Source organism: Chryseobacterium sp. MP_3.2, from assembly GCF_035984805.1.
Lineage (GTDB): Bacteria > Bacteroidota > Bacteroidia > Flavobacteriales > Weeksellaceae > Kaistella.
Genome location: NZ_JAXCHW010000011.1, coordinates 17,532 through 36,880 on the forward strand (window position 1 = coordinate 17,532; position 19,349 = coordinate 36,880).

At 34.2% G+C, this 19,349-nt stretch carries 18 protein-coding genes and 1 pseudogene; 10 read left to right on the forward strand and 9 right to left on the reverse strand.

The window, feature by feature from the left end:
- Positions 1-423 precede the first annotated feature (423 nt).
- A complete protein-coding gene (locus tag RCH13_RS12015; RefSeq protein WP_326987490.1) occupies positions 424-915 on the forward strand; it encodes a hypothetical protein in 492 nt (163 codons plus the stop codon).
- 163 nt (positions 916-1,078) lie between these two features.
- Entirely contained in the window at positions 1,079-2,044 is a 966-nt protein-coding gene (locus tag RCH13_RS12020; RefSeq protein ID WP_326987491.1) for a hypothetical protein, read from the forward strand.
- 42 nt (positions 2,045-2,086) lie between these two features.
- Here RCH13_RS12020 and RCH13_RS12025 read toward each other — a convergent pair whose 3' ends face one another.
- The 3 genes from RCH13_RS12025 to RCH13_RS12035 form a co-directional block, all read right to left on the reverse strand.
- A complete protein-coding gene (locus tag RCH13_RS12025; RefSeq protein ID WP_326987492.1) occupies positions 2,087-2,908 on the reverse strand; it encodes a GLPGLI family protein in 822 nt (273 codons plus the stop codon).
- Between the two features lie 66 nt (positions 2,909-2,974).
- Positions 2,975-3,496 (reverse strand): hypothetical protein, encoded by a 522-nt coding sequence (locus RCH13_RS12030; protein WP_326987493.1) that lies wholly within the window; start codon positions 3,494-3,496, stop codon positions 2,975-2,977.
- Positions 3,497-3,609: 113 nt separating this feature from the next.
- Positions 3,610-4,278 carry a hypothetical protein gene (locus RCH13_RS12035; protein ID WP_326987494.1) on the reverse strand — a complete coding sequence of 223 codons (669 nt, stop codon included), beginning with the start codon at positions 4,276-4,278 and terminating at the stop codon, positions 3,610-3,612.
- A 551-nt stretch (positions 4,279-4,829) separates the two neighbouring features.
- Here RCH13_RS12035 and RCH13_RS12040 point away from each other — a divergent pair.
- Entirely contained in the window at positions 4,830-6,242 is a 1,413-nt protein-coding gene (locus RCH13_RS12040) for a choice-of-anchor B family protein (RefSeq protein WP_326987495.1), read from the forward strand.
- 425 nt (positions 6,243-6,667) lie between these two features.
- On the opposite strand, the gene rpsJ is transcribed toward RCH13_RS12040, so the two are convergent.
- The 5 genes from rpsJ to RCH13_RS12065 form a co-directional block, all read right to left on the reverse strand.
- Positions 6,668-6,973 (reverse strand): 30S ribosomal protein S10, encoded by a 306-nt coding sequence (gene rpsJ, locus RCH13_RS12045; RefSeq protein ID WP_015806753.1) that lies wholly within the window; start codon positions 6,971-6,973, stop codon positions 6,668-6,670.
- Positions 6,974-6,991: 18 nt separating this feature from the next.
- Entirely contained in the window at positions 6,992-9,109 is a 2,118-nt protein-coding gene (fusA, locus tag RCH13_RS12050) for an elongation factor G (protein ID WP_326987496.1), read from the reverse strand.
- A gap of 6 nt (positions 9,110-9,115) precedes the next feature.
- On the reverse strand, positions 9,116-9,592 hold the full coding sequence (rpsG, locus tag RCH13_RS12055) for a 30S ribosomal protein S7 (RefSeq protein WP_326987497.1): 477 nt from the start codon (positions 9,590-9,592) through the stop codon (positions 9,116-9,118).
- 25 nt (positions 9,593-9,617) lie between these two features.
- Positions 9,618-10,031 carry a 30S ribosomal protein S12 gene (rpsL, locus tag RCH13_RS12060; RefSeq protein ID WP_034718671.1) on the reverse strand — a complete coding sequence of 138 codons (414 nt, stop codon included), beginning with the start codon at positions 10,029-10,031 and terminating at the stop codon, positions 9,618-9,620.
- Between the two features lie 114 nt (positions 10,032-10,145).
- Positions 10,146-11,516, reverse strand: coding sequence for a hypothetical protein (locus tag RCH13_RS12065; RefSeq protein ID WP_326987498.1), 1,371 nt, complete (start codon positions 11,514-11,516; stop codon positions 10,146-10,148).
- 110 nt (positions 11,517-11,626) lie between these two features.
- On the opposite strand from RCH13_RS12065, the gene RCH13_RS12070 reads away from it, so the two are divergent.
- The 7 genes and pseudogenes from RCH13_RS12070 (at position 11,627) to RCH13_RS12100 (ending at position 18,859) form a co-directional block, all read left to right on the forward strand.
- Positions 11,627-13,255, forward strand: a complete 1,629-nt coding sequence (locus tag RCH13_RS12070; protein ID WP_326987499.1) for a T9SS type A sorting domain-containing protein — start codon at positions 11,627-11,629, stop codon at positions 13,253-13,255.
- Positions 13,256-13,356: 101 nt separating this feature from the next.
- Positions 13,357-13,833 (forward strand): Dps family protein, encoded by a 477-nt coding sequence (locus RCH13_RS12075; RefSeq protein WP_326987500.1) that lies wholly within the window; start codon positions 13,357-13,359, stop codon positions 13,831-13,833.
- A 137-nt stretch (positions 13,834-13,970) separates the two neighbouring features.
- A complete protein-coding gene (gene pncB / locus RCH13_RS12080) occupies positions 13,971-15,149 on the forward strand; it encodes a nicotinate phosphoribosyltransferase (RefSeq protein ID WP_326987501.1) in 1,179 nt (392 codons plus the stop codon).
- A gap of 13 nt (positions 15,150-15,162) precedes the next feature.
- The gene (locus RCH13_RS12085) at positions 15,163-15,651 is read left to right on the forward strand and encodes a YciI family protein (protein ID WP_326987502.1); all 489 of its coding nucleotides are present in this window, start codon (positions 15,163-15,165) and stop codon (positions 15,649-15,651) included.
- 189 nt (positions 15,652-15,840) lie between these two features.
- Positions 15,841-16,484: pseudogene (locus tag RCH13_RS12090) on the forward strand (DUF5995 family protein).
- A gap of 66 nt (positions 16,485-16,550) precedes the next feature.
- Positions 16,551-18,056, forward strand: coding sequence for a DNA recombination protein RmuC (locus tag RCH13_RS12095; RefSeq protein ID WP_326987503.1), 1,506 nt, complete (start codon positions 16,551-16,553; stop codon positions 18,054-18,056).
- A gap of 32 nt (positions 18,057-18,088) precedes the next feature.
- A complete protein-coding gene (locus tag RCH13_RS12100) occupies positions 18,089-18,859 on the forward strand; it encodes a TrmH family RNA methyltransferase (RefSeq protein WP_326987504.1) in 771 nt (256 codons plus the stop codon).
- A 59-nt stretch (positions 18,860-18,918) separates the two neighbouring features.
- Here the strand turns inward: RCH13_RS12100 and RCH13_RS12105 are convergent, their stop codons facing one another.
- Positions 18,919-19,245 carry a hypothetical protein gene (locus RCH13_RS12105; RefSeq protein ID WP_326987505.1) on the reverse strand — a complete coding sequence of 109 codons (327 nt, stop codon included), beginning with the start codon at positions 19,243-19,245 and terminating at the stop codon, positions 18,919-18,921.
- Between the last annotated feature and the right edge of the window lie 104 nt (positions 19,246-19,349).

The window sequence follows — 19,349 nt, forward strand, 5'->3', positions numbered from 1 at the left end:
TCCTTAAATTGAGTGTGCAAATGTATGAAGAAATTTTTAATTGACAAACAGGGACTTAATAATATTTTTGAATTTTCCCAAAAATTATTAAGATGCAATAATCAACTTCGATAAAGTTTAAAAATGCATATAGAAATTCAAAACATTTAAAGACTATTTAACTAGTAATTGCGCTACATAAAAATGAAAATTTTGAAAATAACATTTCACTGAGTAAAATTCTAAATGATCATCATTGTCAACTATAGGATCAATAAATTTAGTCCATTTTTGATTATAGATTAACTATTTTACGTACTTTTACATTTATGCTTACTTTTATATAGTTATTGGCACTTATAATCTGAATTTATTTTTATAATATTATGGATTAGGAAACATTCAAACACAACATACCATGAAAAACTAACTTTAATTATCGCCGTGCTTCTATTAGCTTCCTGCACCAAAAAAGAAGAAGCTGCTAAAATGGACACTTCCGACTCTAGTGCCAAAATGGACTATCCCTATAAAATAGAGAAACCCGATAACTGGGAGATCGGTTCTTCAGAAAACACAATGGTTGCATTGCAAGCCTTAAAAGCTTGGGAAGACGGAAATGTAGATCAAACTTTAAAATTTTTCGGAGATTCTATTCATCTAAAGTTCGATGGACTTGATAAGAAAATATCTAATGATAGTTTAAAAATTTTCTTTACGGAAAATAGAAATAAATTTAAAAGCATAAAAGAACGCGTAGAAGATTGGGAATCTGTAATATCAAAAGACAAGTCCGAAGAGTGGGTAACATTATGGTATACCGATATTCCTGAAACGCAAGCGGGAGTACTAGATTCTATAGACATTGTAAATGACTTTAAATTAAAAGATGGTAGAATTATTCGAATCGATCAGTATACTAGAAAACTAAACTAATTTTTCTTTATTACTTTAGAAATACCCATCCTTAATTTATTTAACGATGGTTTTTTTTTGTAATTTAGATTACGTTCATATTTTCTGCAATCATTTAATTTCAATATTTAAAAATATTTATAATCGGTGTTTGCTATTTGTGGGATGTCTTTAAATTTATGCCATGAAACGTATTTTCATTTTATTTCTTTTCTCTGTTTTATTTTCTTGCACTCCCGCAGAAAATCATACTTACTCGTTCTATTATTGGCGCAGTACCCTAAATTTAAGTACCGTCGAAAAGGCAGCCCTGGAAAAATCACCAACTTCCTATCTATATACCCATTTTTTTGATATCGATAAAATTGATGGAAAATTTCAACCCGTTGGATTAATTACGAAAAATGAAACATTTGAAACCTCTAAAAAAATAATCCCCGTTGTTTATATTAAAAATGAAGTCTTCTATGATATTACGATAAAGGAAATTAATTTTTTGGCTAAAAATGTTTCCACGTTGATTCAAAAAAAGCAAAAAGAGTTTGGCTTTCAGTCCACAAACGAAATACAAATAGATTGCGATTGGACGGCGGGAACCAATAAGGAATATTTTGAATTTCTAAAACAACTTCAAGATATTTCTCAAGTACAAATTACGTGTACGATTAGAATTCATCAGGTAAAAAACAGAACTCTATCTGGAGTTCCGCCGGTGCATAAAGTGTACCTTATCTGCTACTCCACACCTTCTCTCCAATGTAATGCTGGAAAAAAGATTTTAGATGTGCCGACTTTGGAGAAATATCTAGGAAATGTGGATCGCTATCCTTTAGACATTGATGTTGCGCTTCCTATAAATTCTTACGGAACCGTGACGAATGTTTTTGGCGACAAAGAACTCATTGATTCTATTTCTTTAGAAGATTTGAAGCATGCGGATTTTAAAACAGTCACCGAAAATATGGTGGAAATTAAAAAAGATGGTTTTCACTTTGGAAAAAAACTGAGTAATGGTTCGAAAATTAAGGTAGAAGTAAATTCTGATGCGCAATTGAATGAAGTGAGGAAGTATTTAGATTTTAAACTGGGGTCCTACAATATTATCTACTACCATTTAGATGATCATTTTCTAAAAAACAGAAAATTATAATAGTTAATCAAGTGCTAAACATGAATGGAGACGGAACCTATTTTATTTTGGGTAGTGAATCGCTTTGTTGAGTTCAAGCGGATTATTTTCTCTCCGAGTTCTTGCTTGCATCCTTAAATTTAATTCCTTAAACTGTTCTAAACTCTTAATCTCAGTTCCCATAACGGAGAATTTTGTTTGACCATTACTTTTTTTAAAATCTTCGCGAAACTCTTGCAGTGGATCATTGTACATCTCTAAAAGTTTCCTGTGTAAAATCTTTTCGGTAATTATAAGTGGTTTTTGACCTCCAAAAGTATCTAAAAAGTCTACCGTATTTGCAGTAGAACTTAAGTGATAGCTTTTCACCAAACTAAAGCTGAAATTATTCCGATCATCAGAAATTTCAAAAATTAATCCCGGAAGTCCGCGGAATTTGTACGGCCCTTCATTGATGTTCATCTCGGTATTGAACCAAGCGGTCCAATTTCTTCCACCAAAATCTGTTGTCGCTTTTTGCAACTGATATACACCACGAGTTTTGGTTTCATTGGATAATTTCCAAATAACTTCATCCTTGGTTTCATAGGCGAAAAAATCATTAAGCAAAATGTAGTTTAGATTTGTATTGGAATTATTTTTTCTACTGATTGCAGGAAGGGTTTCATCCCACACGAAGTTCATATTATTCCTGATCTTATTCAATGAATCATTTTCCGCATAAGCGTAAGGATAGAATTTTACGTCATTTGGATTAACATCCAATATCATATTTTCTTTGGTAAATTCTTTTGCCAGTGAATCAGATTTAAATTGAAATTCATAGATAAATCGATGTGTTTGGCCAGAAAAAAAGAGTGGAAAAAGGAGGGTTATATATTTCATTACCATTACACTATTGAAATTTACTAAGCATTAAAGCCAAATTATAACTTTTGTTTCAATCTCTTTCTATTCCAAGATAAATTCATCTTTCAATAATTTTACTATTTTAGGATATAAAGGATCATCACTCTCATAAAATCTTTTGAGAAGTCTTAGTTGATCTGTGAAGGTGTTTGCGGTAGTAAATTTTAGTTTATTTCCGGTTGTAGAATTTTTGTCTGTTGCCTCGCCTTTCAGAAAATTTCCTTCTTCATTGAGAATTAAGAGAAATGTATCCGGATTGTAGGTTGATGTTCCTTTGATCACTTTTACCTCTTGATCTTTCGGAATCACATTAATAAAAATAGAATCGTCAATAAGTTCAAATTCTGCTATGCTATAAAACTCTACTATTCTATCATCATATCTAATCCTAATGGTAGCTTCTGATGTTTTATTCGTAGAAATTTTATCCGTAATCAGCATTACCTCATATTTAAAATCCGAAGTCATAAATTCTAAAAAATCTACTCCATCAGGATTTCGTACTTGGGAAGTTCCAAATATAGAAAGAAGCATGCACCATAAGAAAGTTAATTTGTAGAGCATAATGGGAGTTATTTAAAAATAATCTTCTAAAATTAATAAAAAATATTGACTCAATAGCAGACAGGAAATTTTTTGAAAACTGTTAACTGAGTAAAGTTTTAGAAAAAACAGAATTAATCTGGTGTTCTTGTCTGGCAACAATCATTTCTACCGCAACTTTTCCCAATTTCCGAATCTTTTGGTTTTCTGCCGTGTTCTTTTTCAAACTGTGTGGCTAAATATAACTTAATCCGATCTGGGGATTTTCTGTTGGCTTCATCCATCAGTTTGGAAATGGAGAGGTTATCTACTTTCTTATCACCCGTTAAGAGGAACAATTCTTTACGCAAGTTTTGAAAAAGAGTTTTCAAATATGCATCATGGTTTTTTTCATCGCGCAGGAAAACCGACATTTTATATGGATAAACCTGTTCATAGCGTTTACCTAAATTTTTTGCATCCTCAGCAGAAATGAGCAAATGTGCACCCACTCTTTCCCAGCCATAGCTGATTTTAAACTGCGCCAATCGCGACTGTTCCCAGTTGCCAAATTCTGCCATTAAAACTACGCTTAAAGAATCTGTGTATTTTTTTCCAATTACTCTGGAGGCGATGAATTGATTTTTTACAACAGATTCCTGGAATGTTTTATCGGAGATTTTGATTTTAAAATCTTTGTCTAAATATTTATAAGGATAGGTGAGATAATCAATCACTTTATAATTTGCAGGTGCAGCATCTGAAGTTTGCCCATATATAAAAGCAGAAAAAACAAAGAGACAAAATGTGAAAAAATTTCTCATAAGTGAATTTTAATTTGCGGTAAAAATAATCAAATAATTTAAAAGAAAGAATTTCTTAAAGAAAGAAGCTTTAAAATAGAAAAAGATTCCCACTCTTTGGAAAAGATCTTTAATATAAAGTAGACTTGTTCAAGTCACGGTGAAATAGTGTCTCTTCATCATACTTTAATTTCTGGGTCAATAACTCAGGAAATATTTCTAAATTGAGCCGACTGCTCTGCCAAGTAAATTATGAAGCAAAAAATTTAAGTCGGAAATTCTACTAAAACATAATCTGCAATTCCCGAAATTGAATATTTTATAAACAAGAGGAAATCTGCTCTTTAATCTTTTCTATCAATATAATATATTTTGCGTTATTATCCCTTAAGTTGAGATAAAAGATGTTAATTTGCAACTAAATACACTTGTGCTGGAATATTCTGCAAAGAATTTCAAATATAGGCTGTTTGCGAAATATACGTGTCAATTATAATACGATTTTCAGATCTCGGAATAACTATTATATAATGGTAAAAATTGCTAGTACGAATATCTAAAAAAATAATACGATGAAAATAAAATTACTTAAGTTCTTTACTTTATTATTTGTGAGCTTTAGTTATGCTCAAACACCTTGTACATCTGGATTTGCAGGTGTTTATCCGTGTGATGAAATTGATCTAATGTCAAGATTGACCTTAACTCAGCTGGGAGGAACTGCATCAACAGAAGGTAATGATTGTTGGGGTTGGACTGATCCCGTTAACGGAAGAGAATACGCCATCATCGGAACTACCACACATACCGCCTTTGTGGATATTACAAACCCAACGACACCAATATATTTAGGAAAAATAAATTCGCGAAATAATGTAAGTAGCATTTGGCGCGATATAAAGGTTTACAAAAATTATGCTTTTATAGTAAGCGAAGCAGCTGGTCATGGCATACAAATTTTTGATTTAACACGTTTAAGAACGGTGACAACACCTGTTGTTTTTACTCCTGATGCACTCTATAGTGGTTTCGGAAATTGCCACAATATCGCTATAAATGAAACCTCAGGTTTTGCCTATTGCATAGGAACAAATACCTTTGGAGGAGGACCTCGTGTTGTGAATATTCAAAATCCTTTAAATCCAGTTTTTTCTTTTGGCTATGCTAATGCGGGATATTCCCACGACGCTCAAATTGTGACTTACAACGGTCCTGATATAAACTACACTGGTCAGGAAATATTTTTTGGTGCCAATGAGAACGAGGTTGTCATTATGAATGTAACAAATAAAGCTAACCCAGTAATATTATCAAGCTTCACCTACAGCAATGTAAGTTATACCCATCAAGGTTGGCTTACACCAGACCAAAAATATTTTATTGTAGGAGATGAAGAAGACGAGGTTACTTTTGGAAATAATACCCGTTCTATTATTGTTGATCTAACAAGCTTAGACAATCCTGCATTGAAGGGTCAATACTTTGGGCCTACTGCTGCAATTGACCACAATGGATATACCAAAGAAAATGAATTTTATTTAGCAAACTACACCGCTGGTTTGCGTATATTGAATACATCAAATATTAATGGATCAGGTACAATGAATGAGGTAGGCTATTTTGATACCTATCCATCTAATAATGTAAATCAATTTAATGGTGCCTGGAGTAATTATCCATATTTTCCGAGTGGTAATGTTATTATAAGTGATATAGAAAGGGGACTATTCATTGTTCGAAAAAAACCAATATTGGGAACGTCGGAATTTGAAACCAAAGAATTTAAAATCTATCCAAATCCGGCTAAAAATAGTTTCTCTATTCAGTCTAAAATTGACATTGAAGAACTTGTAATTTATAATTCTGTAGGACAACTGGTGAAAAAATTTGCAAAAAGTAAGAATTACGATATTTCGGGTTTACCTAAAGGAGTTTATTTTATTTCCATCAATAATGAAAATAAAGAGAAATTAATAATCGAATAAAAAGTCGTTAAGTTTAAAACAACTGCGGTGGCTTAAATTGTGTTTACAATTTTACTTTTCTGCTGTAAAAGTGATCTCTTCCACCAGAATAAAGGAGCTAAAACTACTACTGTGGAAGCATTTAATTTTATCCTAGCCCCGATTGAAGCGGCATTCTTTTTATTTTTTTTCTCAAAAAATATAAAAAGATATAGTGGACAGCGCGTGTGATCTTTGGGAGGAAAAATAATGTTCTTGCTTCTTGAAATGCAACTCACAGATTTCACAGATCTGCGCTGATTTTAATTTTCTTTGACTGTAAACTTTGTCAAAGATTTAGAACTTTGACAAAGTAAAAAATCCCTAATCTTTCGAAAAGGGATTAATATTTAGTACGTGTTGTTAAAAAACTTCGGTCTTTAAACCTCCACCTTTTAACGGCATCATCATACTTTGATTTCTACGTCAACTCCTGAAGGAAGTTCTAATTTCATTAAAGCATCTACTGTTTTAGAAGAAGAGGAATAGATATCCATCAATCTTTTGTGTGCAGACAATTGAAATTGCTCTCTTGCTTTTTTGTTTACGTGCGGAGATCTTAGTACAGTGAAGATTCTCTTATTGGTTGGCAAAGGGATTGGTCCGTTTACAACAGCACCTGTAGCTTTTACCGTTCTTACGATTTTCTCAGCAGATTTATCTACTAAACTGTAATCGTAAGATTTTAATTTTATTCTGATTCTTTGTGACATTTTAATTTAGATTTAAGATTAACCTCTTGCTTTTGCAATAATTGCTTCTGCAACGTTTGTAGGAGCCGGCTCATATTTTTCAAATTCCATAGAAGAGGTTGCTCTTCCTGAAGAAAGTGTTCTTAGAGTGGTTACATACCCGAACATTTCTGAAAGTGGAACAAATCCTTTGATTACTTTCGCGTTGTTACGATCATCCATTCCATTGATAGTTCCCCTTCTTTTGTTAAGGTCACCTACAATATCTCCCATGTATTCTTCCGGAGTCACTACTTCAATTTTCATGATCGGCTCCATGATTACAGGTTTTGCTTTTTTACCAGCTTCTCTGAATCCAATTTTCGCCGCTAATTCAAAAGATAATGCATCGGAATCCACTGGGTGGAAAGACCCATCTTTTAACACAATTTTAAAGCCTTCAACTTCAAAACCAGCTAATGGACCGTTCTTCAAACATTCTTTAAATCCTTTTTCTACAGCCGGTACAAATTCTTTTGGAACGTTACCACCTTTAATCTCGTTTACAAATTCCAAACCTGGTTTGCCATCTGTAGCCGGTCCAATGGTGAAAACGATATCTGCAAATTTACCACGACCACCAGATTGTTTTTTGTAAACTTCTCTGTGATTGGCTGTCTCCGTAAGATTTTCTTTGTACTCCACTTGAGGTTGCCCTTGGTTTACTTCAACTTTGAATTCTCTTCTCATACGATCAACAAGAATATCTAGGTGAAGTTCACCCATTCCTGAAATGATGGTTTGACCAGAAGCCTCATCAGTTTTAACCTGGAAAGTAGGATCTTCTTCCGCTAATTTAGCCAAAGCGTTCCCCATTTTATCTTGATCAGCTTTAGTTTTTGGTTCAACCGCGATACCAATTACTGGATCTGGGAAAACCATAGATTCTAAAACGATAGGATGTTTCTCATCGCACAAAGTATCCCCTGTTTTGATGGATTTAAATCCTACTGCTGCGCCAATATCTCCTGCTTCAATATATTCTACAGGATTCTGCTTGTTCGCATGCATTTGGTAAATACGAGAAATTCTTTCTTTGTTACCAGATCTTGTGTTCAAAACATAAGAACCTGCATCTAATCTTCCGGAATAAGCTCTGAAAAATGCTAATCTACCTACAAAAGGATCGGTCGCAATTTTAAAGGCCAATGCAGCGAAAGGCTCTGTAACACTAGGTTTTCTTGTAACTTCTAACTCAGTATCAGGATTAGTTCCTACGATATCATCTTTATCCATAGGAGAAGGAAGATATTTACAAACTGCATCCAACATAAACTGCACCCCTTTATTTTTAAAGGAAGAACCACAAGTCATTGGAATAATAGATAAATCAATAGTTGCTTTTCTCAAAGCTTCATTAATTTCGTCTTCTGAAATTGAGTCTGGATCTTCGAAGAATTTCTCCATCAAAGTATCATCATAATCTGCAACAGCTTCTACTAATTTCTCTCTGTATTCCAGCACTTCAGCTTTCATGTCTTCCGGAATTGGCACTACTTCATAAGTTGCACCTTGTCCTTCTTCATCCCAAACAATTGCTCTGTTTTTGATTAAATCTACAACACCTTTAAATGTTTCTTCAGCACCAATTGGTAAAACAATAGGAACTGCATTAGAACCTAACATTTCTTTCACCTGATTTACTACCATTAAAAAATCTGCACCTTGACGGTCCATTTTATTTACGAAACCAAGTCTCGCTACGCTGTAGTTATCAGCTAATCTCCAGTTAGTTTCAGATTGTGGCTCAACACCATCTACTGCTGAAAACAAAAACACCAAACCGTCTAAAACTCTTAAAGATCTGTTTACCTCAACCGTAAAATCTACGTGTCCAGGAGTATCAATAATGTTAAAGTGATAAGGTTTAGATTCTGGCAATAGTTTCCCTTGCGTTGTTGGAAAATTCCATTCACAAGTAGTTGCTGCAGAAGTAATAGTAATACCTCTTTCTGCTTCCTGCTCCATCCAGTCCATTGTAGAAGCACCATCATGTACTTCTCCAATTTTGTGATTAACTCCGGTGTAGAATAAAATTCTTTCTGTAGTGGTGGTTTTCCCTGCATCAATGTGCGCAGCGATACCGATGTTTCTTGTTAATTTAAGATCTCTTGCCATTTCAGATTAGAATTTAAAGTGTGAAAATGCTTTGTTTGCTTCAGCCATTCTGTGAGTGTCTGTTTTCTTTTTATACGCAGCACCTTCTTCTTTAGCAGCAGCGATAACTTCAGAGGCTAATTTCTGAGCCATTGATTTATCGTTTCTTGCTTTTGAATATTTGATTAACCATTTCATGGCCATAGAAATTTTTCTATCAGCACGAATTGGCATTGGAATTTGGAAGTTAGCACCACCGATTCTGCGTGAACGTACTTCTACGTGCGGCATTACGTTAGTTAAAGCATCTTTCCAAATCTCTAATGATTCTTTTTCGTTTTCTCCTTTCTTTGCTTCTACGATATCCATTGCATCATAGAAAATTTTGAATGCGATGGATTTTTTACCATCGTACATCAAATTGTTTACAAATCTTGTTACCAGTTGATCACTAAATTTAGGATCCGGTAACAACGGTCTTTTTTTCGCTTTTGTCTTTCTCATTGTTTCGTTTCTTAAAAATTAATGATTACTTTTTCTTACCTTTTGCTGGTGCTGCAGCTGCCTGACCTGGTTTTGGTCTTTTGGCTCCGTATTTAGATCTTCTTTGAGTTCTACCAGCTACACCTGCGGTGTCCAAAGCTCCACGAACAATGTGATAACGTACTCCCGGTAGGTCTTTCACCCTTCCGCCTCTAACCAATACTATCGAGTGCTCCTGTAAATTATGTCCTTCGCCCGGGATATAGGCGTTAACTTCTTTACCGTTTGAAAGTCTTACCCTTGCAACTTTTCTAAGTGCAGAGTTAGGTTTCTTAGGTGTGGTAGTATATACTCTTGTACATACACCTCGTCTTTGTGGACAAGATTCAAGGGCAGCCGATTTGCTCTTCTTGGCAAGCGAGACTCTTCCTTTTCTTACTAATTGTTGAATAGTAGGCATTAAATTGCTTTTTATTTTAGGGGGCAAAATTAAGAAATTATTTTCTAACTCACAAACACAACTGAGTATTTAAATTCTAGAAATATTTTATTCTGTAATGGTCTGTTCTTGAACTTATTCCAAAACCAACTCAGAGGTATAAAGCACTGAAGATTTCTCTGGTATGGTGTCATATTTCAGCCATTTAATCTTCGGATTTACTGTTCCTGCAACACTTTGCTTAATAGATCCTTTTTGAGAATTGGTATGTTGATATTGATATGATTTCTTTAAAATAGGAATTTCATATGTGGTTGTAATTTTTTCGGCTTGCTCATTATCAAATAAATATTTTTTAGCTTCGAACTTGGGCATCTGAGCAGCAATTTGCGCTTTGTTTCTCAAATAATTCTCTGGAATTTTTAAACTGTATAACGTTAGAAACACAAGAAAGAAAGATCCAACTCTGAAGATTAACTTATCAGATTTTAAATCGGCATAATATATAAGGAGAAAAGAAAAGAAGAGACAAAAATTGGCCGCAGCAAGCATTCGAACATTCATTTCTTCTATTTGCTGAAATAATCCTGAAACAAATAATGCCAAAGTATAAATTACAGCAATGGACCAAAGAAGATGATGAAAGTTTAAATTAATTAAAGATCGCTTCCTTTTATATAAGGTCAGAAGGTATTTTAATATAAAGACATCAATAATCATAATTAAAACTTGGAAAGCAATGCTACCGAAACTATTGGAAGCTGGCTTTATGCCGAGAAAAGGATCCACCACATTCACCATTCCCAGTAAATCCCGAAAAATATAAATAGGATAAAATTGAGCGGGAGCGCCACGCAAATGTTCACCAGTAAAACTTCCAAAACTGAAATAATTAAACGCCAAATAACATCCAATTCCAAATCCCGAGAGAGCTAGAAATTGGAACCAATCCATTATATCCGGAAAAGTTCTGTTTCTTATGAATTGAAAACCGAAGTACACAAGAATTCCTAAATAAATATAAATACCTGAGTACCGTACAGCAAAGAGGCAAATCATTAAAAATGATGCTAATAATACAAACTTAAGTGGTTTGATCAAATCATGTAATTTTTGATGAAGAACGTAAATTAGGAAATACAGGAGGAAAACAAAAGTTCCTTCTGAGGACACTATATTAAACACAAAAAATAAAGTCTTACCCGTAAATAAAAGGACTGTTTCTCGAAAATAAAATTTCTTGAAATAAGAAAATGCCAGAATGCCCAAAACCATAGAAATATGCAGAAATTTCGAAGCCCAAAAATAATCTTGAAATATGAAATGATGCATTTTTATCAAGGCCGGAAATCCTAAAGGAAAGAGATTGGTTTCGATCTTGGGGAAATCAGCAGCAATTCCAAAATAAGAAAGACTGTCTGCACCAATTCCTCCTGTAGCCAGAAAGAAAGATTGGAAAAAGTAAATGACTACCACAAAGACCGCCAAATAAATATACTTCTTCATCTCAAAAAATGTAAAAATCTCCTCATCTCGCAAATATGCAAAATTTTATCCTTTTAAATTTCTGTATCAACTTTTAATATATATTTGTATCCTCAAAAAACACATATTAGGTGAAAAAAATTCTACTCTTTTTATTATTTTCGCAATTCTTATTTTCGCAGCAATGGAGCATCTCCTTCGCAGAAAGAAGCGCCTTACTAAATATTTACAATTCCACTGCTGGGGATGCTTGGAGTCAAACCTGGGATCAGCAAAAAGACCCAAAATTTTGGTATGGAATAAAGATAAAGAACGGGAATGTAATTGAAATAAATCTTCGCGGGAATTCCTTGAAAGGGAATTTTCCCACCATTTCCGGGTTTTCTAAATTGCAAAAGCTGGACTTAAGTTCGAATCAATTGGTGGGCGCAATTTCTCCCTCGATTGCTTCTTTTACAAATCTAATTCGGTTAGACATTAGTAACAATCATCTCAGTGGTGATCCCTCCAACATCATCCTCCCCTTAACCAATCTTGAGGAAATATCCATCGGAAATAATAATTTCACCTTTGCAGATGTTAATTCTTTTCTTCAAAGTTTTCCGCGTGTTAAAATTTTAGATTTATCGCACTTGGGATTAACGAGTGTGCCGCAAAAAATCGCAACACTCACCAATCTTAGCTCCCTGAATCTGAGCAACAATAAAATTTCTCAAGATTTCAGCAACTTATCAACTTTACTTTCCTTAAAAGAACTCAATCTCTCTGGAAACGAATTGACCAAAATTCCTACAGAACTTTCGACTTTAACACTGCTAAGGTCTTTGGATGTGAGCAATAATGTTTTTGCACCCAATTACACCACGGTTTTATCTAATCTCAAGAATTTAGAATGGCTTTCTTTGGCAAACAATAAAATTGAAAATTTTCCTTTAGAGCTTTCTCAACTGAAAAGCCTTATTCATTTGAATCTTTCCGATAACAAACTCTCCAGCGGATTTGAAAATTTAGTGGCTTTAAAGGAGTTAGAGCAAATTTATTTGGACAAAAATTTAATCTCCGGCGCTTTTCCTACAGTACTTTTGCAGCTGAAGAAATTACAAATGCTCTCTTTAACTGCAAACCAGCTTTCAGGCGAAATCCCAGAAAATATTCCTGCGCTGACTTTTTTAGAAAATAATAATTTTACAAAAGCGGATATTAAAAATTTTATGCTGAAAGAAAAAATGATGGCAGATTTCACCTATTCTCCGCAGCGATATGATGAGCTAAAAACTGTTTCCGCAGTCTTGGGAAATTCTGTTTCTCTGCCTCAGTCATTAAGTGGAAATGATTATCAATTTACTTGGTTTAAAAATTTAGATCAAAAAATAACTTCCACTACCGAGAGTTATTTCATTAACAAAGTTGAAGAAAGTGATTATACCGAATACACCTGCGAAGCTTATACCTTTGAAGAATTACCAAAAGAACTTTTAGAAATATCTTTTTTTCGGGAGCCTATCACTCTAACTCAATCTTTAGGAATCGAAGAGTCTCAGCAAGATTTGATTGTATATCCAAATCCAACTTCGGATTTCCTCTACATTAAAACAACCAGAAGAGATATTGAAGATGTGTTTGTGTTTGATCTTACCGGAAAGTTAATTCTTACAGAAAAGTCCAAAACTATTAATGTAAGTCAACTTCCATCATCAACATATATTCTAACCATTAAAACTTCTGAAGGATTACAATCATTTAAATTCATTAAGAAATAAAATTCCAGCTAAATCCTGATATATAGCAACAATCTGAATCATCAATCACCAATTTTTGGAAATCCAAGCTGCGTTTCGTAATTTTGATAAAAATAAATTTTATGAACAATCCAAATATTATTGGTCTGAAAGAAAGCGATTGCCAAGAAATTTCAGAAAAATTAAACATACTTTTAGCAAATTATTCTCTGTTCTACCAAAATACCCGAGGGGCTCATTGGAACATTAAAGGAGATGATTTTTTCACACTTCATCCGAAATTCGAGGAACTGTATAATAATTTGGTTTTAAAAATTGATGAAATCGCAGAGAGAATTCTAACGCTCGGATCTACCCCAAATCACAATTATTCTGATTATTTACAGTTTTCTACGGTAAAAGAGAGCAAAGAAGTAGCAGAGGGAAAAGTATGTGTGCAAAATATTTTAGCCTCTTTTAAAACGGTAATTGATCTGCAACGTGATCTTTTGGATATTACTGAAAAAGCCGGTGATGAAGGAACTAATTCTCAGATGAGTGATTACATTACGGAACAGGAAAAAGAAGTTTGGATGTATAATTCCTACCTTGGAAAATAGAAATATTTAATAGTGAAAATATTGGCGTGATATACATTCTATCCCCTTTATTATCGGAAAATAAATAATACAAAATCGTCTTTCCTAAGGCGATTTTTGTTTTGAATATTTACATTTGTTTAAATATATATTTTACCATGAAGGAAGTCCGACTGAAATCCCTACTCGATAATGATTTTTACAAGTTTACGATGCAAAATGCCGTCATTAAACTCTTCCCCAATGAAAAAGTAAAATATCAATTCATCAATCGTGGAAATCATCATTTCCCAGATGATTTTGGAGCAGAATTGCGGAATGTAATTGATGCCATGGCAGAATTAAAACTGACCAAAGCCGAGAAAGAATTTTTTCGCCGGTCGTGTCCTTACATTGATTTGCCATATCTGGATTTTCTGGCAGGATACCATTATGACCCCTCCGAAGTTGAAATTGTACAAACTGTAAATAATCTCGAAGTTACGGTAGAAGGAGAATGGTACCGCACCATTTTATGGGAAGTTCCCATTTTGGCGCTTATTTCCGAACTGCATTACGAGATGAATCAAATGCAAAGAAATCCTAATGATTTCGTCATAGAAACCACTTTAAACAAAGCCGAACAACTTAATAAGTTAGGCGTCACCTTCGCAGAATTTGGCACCCGCAGAAGACATTCTTACAAAGTTCAAGACTTGGTGGTTGACGCTTTAATTCAGAATAAATCCAGCAAATTTATCGGCTCATCAAATGTGCATTTTGCTATGAAATATGGCGTAAAACCAATCGGAACGCACGCTCATGAATGGTTTATGTTTCACGCAGCCGAATACGGATTTAAAATGGCAAACGCGCTTTCCTTAGAACATTGGGTAGATGTCTATCGTGGAGATTTGGGAGTTGCTTTATCTGATACCTACACCACCGACGTTTTCTTTCAGCAGTTTGATAAGAAATTTGCAAAACTCTTTGATGGCGTTCGTCATGACAGTGGCGATCCTATAGAATTTGCGAATAAAACCATTGCCCATTATCAAATTAACGGTATAAATCCACTCTTTAAATACATTATTTTTTCTGATGGTCTTAACTTAGAAAAAGTAGAAGAAATAACGAAAGCGTGCGAGGGAAGAATCGGAATTTCTTTCGGAATTGGAACCAATTTAACCAATGATGTTGGATTAAAACCCATGAATATTGTAATGAAATTAATCGCCGCACAATCTATAAATGGAGATTGGATTCCCACCGTAAAATTGTCTGATGAACGAGGAAAATATACAGGCGATCCTAAAATGATTGAACTTGCAAAACAATTTTTACGCATCGAAGATTAAAAAAACCAAAACTATGAAATCTGTAATCATCACTCTAGCCTTTTTCGTATGTGTTCTCTCGTGCAATGCTCAGCAGAAAGTTGCTGAAAACCCAAAGACGAAAAATATTCTGAACCACAAATTAGCAGATTCCTTGGGAGCAGACGAAAGAGGAATGAAATCTTACATGCTTGTTATTTTAAAAACAGGTCCGAATGATGATGTCTTCACAGATAAAGCAAAAAGAGAAGAGCTTTTTAAAGGGCATTTTGCAAATATGTCTGCAATGGAAAAATATGGACAATTAAAACTCGCTGGACCTTTCGCAACCAAGAATGATTTAGGTTATCGCGGAATTTTCCTCTTAGATGTTAAAACTGAAGAAGAAGCCAAAGTGCTTTTGCAAAATGATCCGACAATAAAAGCGGGAATTTTCGAAGTCGAAATTTTACCTTGGTATGGTTCCGCTGCAATTCCAATGCATTTGAAATATCACAAACAAATTGCGAAGGAAAATCCGTAAAATATGTAAAAATAAAGTCCTCAAATCACAGATTTTTCTGTGATTTTTGTTGTACAGAAATGAGTAATTTTACTTCAAAATAAAACCTAAATCAAATGAAAACCTTTACAACAATTGAAGAAATTATTGTAAAAATGGATGAAATTATTGCGTGGAGCAAAAAGATACTTTGATTGTTCTTATCGAATCATGATTTTAGCCGTTTTGGAAGGGATTAAAAAGAAGAAATTCGAAGATGGAAAAAGAATGATCATCTTGGATTTGGCTTTCGCCAACCGCTATTTCGAAGCTTTAGAAAATTATCGTAATAATAAGGAATGTCCTAATGCTTGATTTGCCGCTTTCGAAGCTGCCTAAAATAAAAATCTTTTAATGATGCAGCATATTCTCCTCGGAATTAATGCGCATATTAATCTGGATTTGGGCGTTTCTGTTGCTTCAATTATGCCTTATCGCAAAATAAATCCCTTAAAAAATGATTTCGGAAAATTAATGAGGTGATTTCTTCTATCAACCAAAAAGCTCAAGAAACCCTTAATACCATTTGCTGTTCCATCGCTTTAGTAGACCAACTCTCTCCGGGAAAAGACAATATCGTTTTAGATTTTGCCATCTCAAAAGCCCGACAAACTTCGTGGGCGAGTGCTTTTATCCTATCCGATTCCATCAGTTTTATTAGACCATCGCTGGTCAATATGATAGGTAATGCCACTACTCTTGTTGCCAGAAATATCATCATTTCTAAAAATACGCCGCCCAAATTGCTGAAAAGTTTACAAGCTTGTGAAAATACCGACGTGACAAAAAATATTGAAATTTTGTCTAAAATCTAAGTGTTTTTTCTTTCTCAGAGAAAAATCTAAAATGAAATATCGGCAAATTCTTCTTATTTTTGAGGCATGGAAATAGGAACCCTCCTTCTTGGAATTATTTTAGGCACACTCATCGGAGGTTTACTCATTTTTTTCTATTTAAAATCCACCAGTGTTTCCCGTAAATCTTTTGATGAACTCAACCAGAATTTCATCCGTAAAAGTTCCGACTTTGAGAATTCTTCCCGACAAATCGAAGACTTTAAAAATAGTTTGAAGCAAGAAAAAGAATTAAACCAGAAGCAAATTGATGCACAGGATGTTTTACGTCAAAATTTAGCTACGATTTCAGCAGAGCACGATTCTTTGACTAACCAATATCGAGACCTGAAAGATTTAAACAACATTCAAGCAACTCAACTTGCAACGCTTCAAATGGACAAGGAGCACTATTTCGCAAAAAATGCGGAGCTTATAGCCATTAATGACGGTTTACAAAATTCTTTAGTTAAGCAAAAAGACGAAATTACCGCGATGCAGGAATTGGCAAAGAATGAATTTAAAAATTTAGCCAATGCTATTTTAGAAGAGAAAACGGAAAAATTTACGACTTTAAATCAAAATAATTTAAAGAAAATCCTCGAACCATTTCAGGATAAGATAACAGAACTCCGAAATAAAGTTGGCGAAACTTATGACAAAGAATCCAAAGAACGTTTTTCTTTGGGTGAAAAAGTAAAAGAATTGGCCTTGCTTAATCAACAGATTTCCGAAGATGCAAAAAAACTTACGCGCGCACTGAAAGGGGAAAGCAAAACCCAGGGAAACTGGGGCGAAATGATTTTGGAAAACATTCTAGAAAAATCTGGACTTGTTAAAGGGCGAGAGTATTTTTTAGAACATGAACTTCGGGATGAAGATAATAAAGCTCTATTCTCCGAATTTTCCGGCAAAAAAATGCGTCCAGATGCAGTCGTAAAATATCCAGATGAAAGAAATGTAATCATTGATTCGAAAGTTTCCCTTACTGCTTTCATCGAATTAGTAGATGAAAGTGATCCTGATTTGTACGAAATTAAGGTGAATCAACATCTTAACTCGGTGAAAAATCACATCAAACAATTAAGCGACAAAGCCTATGATGATTATGATAAGTCTTTGGATTTTGTAATGATGTTTATTCCGAGCGAACCCGCTTATATTGCTGCGATGCAGGCGGAACCTAATTTGTGGAATTTTGCGTACGAAAGAAGAATATTACTGCTCAATCCGAGTAACCTCATTACTTCTTTAAAACTGGTTGCAGATCTTTGGAAAAGAGAATATCAAAATAAAAATGCGGCCGAAATTGCGGAACGAGGTGCTAAATTATATGATAAGTTCGTAGGTTTCGTGGATAATTTAGAAAAAATTGGTAAAAATATCGATGCTGCGAAAAATGTGTACAATGATGCATTTAAGCAATTGTCTACAGGAAATGATAACCTAATCACGCAAACGATTAAGCTGAAATCTCTGGGCATTAAAAATAAAAAGAACATTCCTCAAAGTCTGGAAGAGTCCAGTGAAAATCTACTGAGCAATGGCGAATAAAAAATTCTCCTCTAAATCACAATTATAATCTTATGCTGATTGAAAGTTTACAAAATGAAAAAATAAAAAATATCCAGCGTTTGAGTTCGGATAATCGCTTTCGTAAAAAATCGGGATTATTTGTGGTAGAAGGGAAACAAGAAAATGAACGTGCGCTTCAATTTCATTTTGAGCCACACCATTATTTCGTTTGCGAAGATATTTATGACGGAGATTTTCCGAAGGGCAATATCAATTTAGTAACAGAAAAAATTTACGATAAAATTGCCTACCGCGGGAGTTCTGAAGGAATTATCGGCGTCTACAAAATTAAGAATACGAGTTTAAAGAATTTTGTCCCTCAAGAAAATTCCTCCGTCATCGTAGTAGAAAGTGTGGAGAAACCTGGAAACCTTGGAGCCATCTTGCGGACGTGTGAAGCGTTTGGAATTGATGCCTTAATTATTGCTGATCCAAAAGTCGATTTCTACAACCCAAACGTGATTCGATCAAGTGTTGGATGTTTATTCGGGATGAAAATTTTCCAGTCTAACAATGAAGAGATCTTCGAATTTTTATTAAAGAATAAATTTCAGGTGTTCTCCACTTTTATGGATGAAAGTGCTGTAAATATTTCTGAGAAAAATCTAAAAGGAAAAAGCGCGCTATTGTTTGGAACCGAACATTCAGGCTTGAGCGAATTTTGGCTGAATAAAGGTGAAAACATTTTAGTTCCAATGGCAGGAAGTATAGACTCTTTAAATTTAAGCAATGCCGTAGCAATTTGTTGTTATGAAATTTTGCGACAGAAGCTGAAAAAATAAAGCACAAAAAAACCGCTTCTACTAGAGAAACGGTTATTTTATTGTAACGTAGTTGCTAATTATTTAGTAGCATCTTTCACGTCGTTAGCAGCACCTGCAGCAGCATCAGCAGCACCAGTTGCAGCATCAGCAGCACCTTTAGCAGCATCTTTAGCCATATCAGCACCAGCAGCAGTAGTAGCAGAAGCAGCATCTTTAGCAGCATCTACAGTTACAGCAGCAGCAGAATCAATAACCATTGCAGCAGAATCAGCAACCATAGCAGAAGAATCAGCTAAAGCAGCAGTAGCAGAATCAGCAGCGCTAGCAGTTTCTACAGTTTCAGTTTTGTTACAAGCTACAAGAGCTAATGCAGCGATACCCGCTACGAATAATGACTTTTTCATAATAAATTAAATTTAGTTGTTTTGTTTATTGGTTGTGTTCATCATTTTGAACAGGGCAAAGATATAGTGACAATTACTTTTGTTTTAGAAAATTAATTGTAATA

Bases quoted from the DNA above. Each gene is read 5' to 3' on its own strand.
- RCH13_RS12085 (WP_326987502.1), top strand. From the start codon at position 15,163: ATGAAATCTGTAATCATCACTCTAGCCTTTTTCGTATGTGTTCTCTCG.
- rpsG (WP_326987497.1), bottom strand. From the start codon at position 9,592: ATGAGAAAGACAAAAGCGAAAAAAAGACCGTTGTTACCGGATCCTAAA.
- RCH13_RS12025 (WP_326987492.1), bottom strand. From the start codon at position 2,908: ATGAAATATATAACCCTCCTTTTTCCACTCTTTTTTTCTGGCCAAACA.
- pncB (WP_326987501.1), top strand. From the start codon at position 13,971: ATGAAGGAAGTCCGACTGAAATCCCTACTCGATAATGATTTTTACAAG.
- RCH13_RS12075 (WP_326987500.1), top strand. From the start codon at position 13,357: ATGAACAATCCAAATATTATTGGTCTGAAAGAAAGCGATTGCCAAGAA.
- RCH13_RS12040 (WP_326987495.1), top strand. From the start codon at position 4,830: ATGAAAATAAAATTACTTAAGTTCTTTACTTTATTATTTGTGAGCTTT.
- rpsL (WP_034718671.1), bottom strand. From the start codon at position 10,031: ATGCCTACTATTCAACAATTAGTAAGAAAAGGAAGAGTCTCGCTTGCC.
- RCH13_RS12020 (WP_326987491.1), top strand. From the start codon at position 1,079: ATGAAACGTATTTTCATTTTATTTCTTTTCTCTGTTTTATTTTCTTGC.
- fusA (WP_326987496.1), bottom strand. From the start codon at position 9,109: ATGGCAAGAGATCTTAAATTAACAAGAAACATCGGTATCGCTGCGCAC.
- rpsJ (WP_015806753.1), bottom strand. From the start codon at position 6,973: ATGTCACAAAGAATCAGAATAAAATTAAAATCTTACGATTACAGTTTA.
- RCH13_RS12095 (WP_326987503.1), top strand. From the start codon at position 16,551: ATGGAAATAGGAACCCTCCTTCTTGGAATTATTTTAGGCACACTCATC.
- RCH13_RS12065 (WP_326987498.1), bottom strand. From the start codon at position 11,516: ATGAAGAAGTATATTTATTTGGCGGTCTTTGTGGTAGTCATTTACTTT.
- RCH13_RS12035 (WP_326987494.1), bottom strand. From the start codon at position 4,278: ATGAGAAATTTTTTCACATTTTGTCTCTTTGTTTTTTCTGCTTTTATA.
- RCH13_RS12030 (WP_326987493.1), bottom strand. From the start codon at position 3,496: ATGCTCTACAAATTAACTTTCTTATGGTGCATGCTTCTTTCTATATTT.
- RCH13_RS12100 (WP_326987504.1), top strand. From the start codon at position 18,089: ATGCTGATTGAAAGTTTACAAAATGAAAAAATAAAAAATATCCAGCGT.
- RCH13_RS12105 (WP_326987505.1), bottom strand. From the start codon at position 19,245: ATGAAAAAGTCATTATTCGTAGCGGGTATCGCTGCATTAGCTCTTGTA.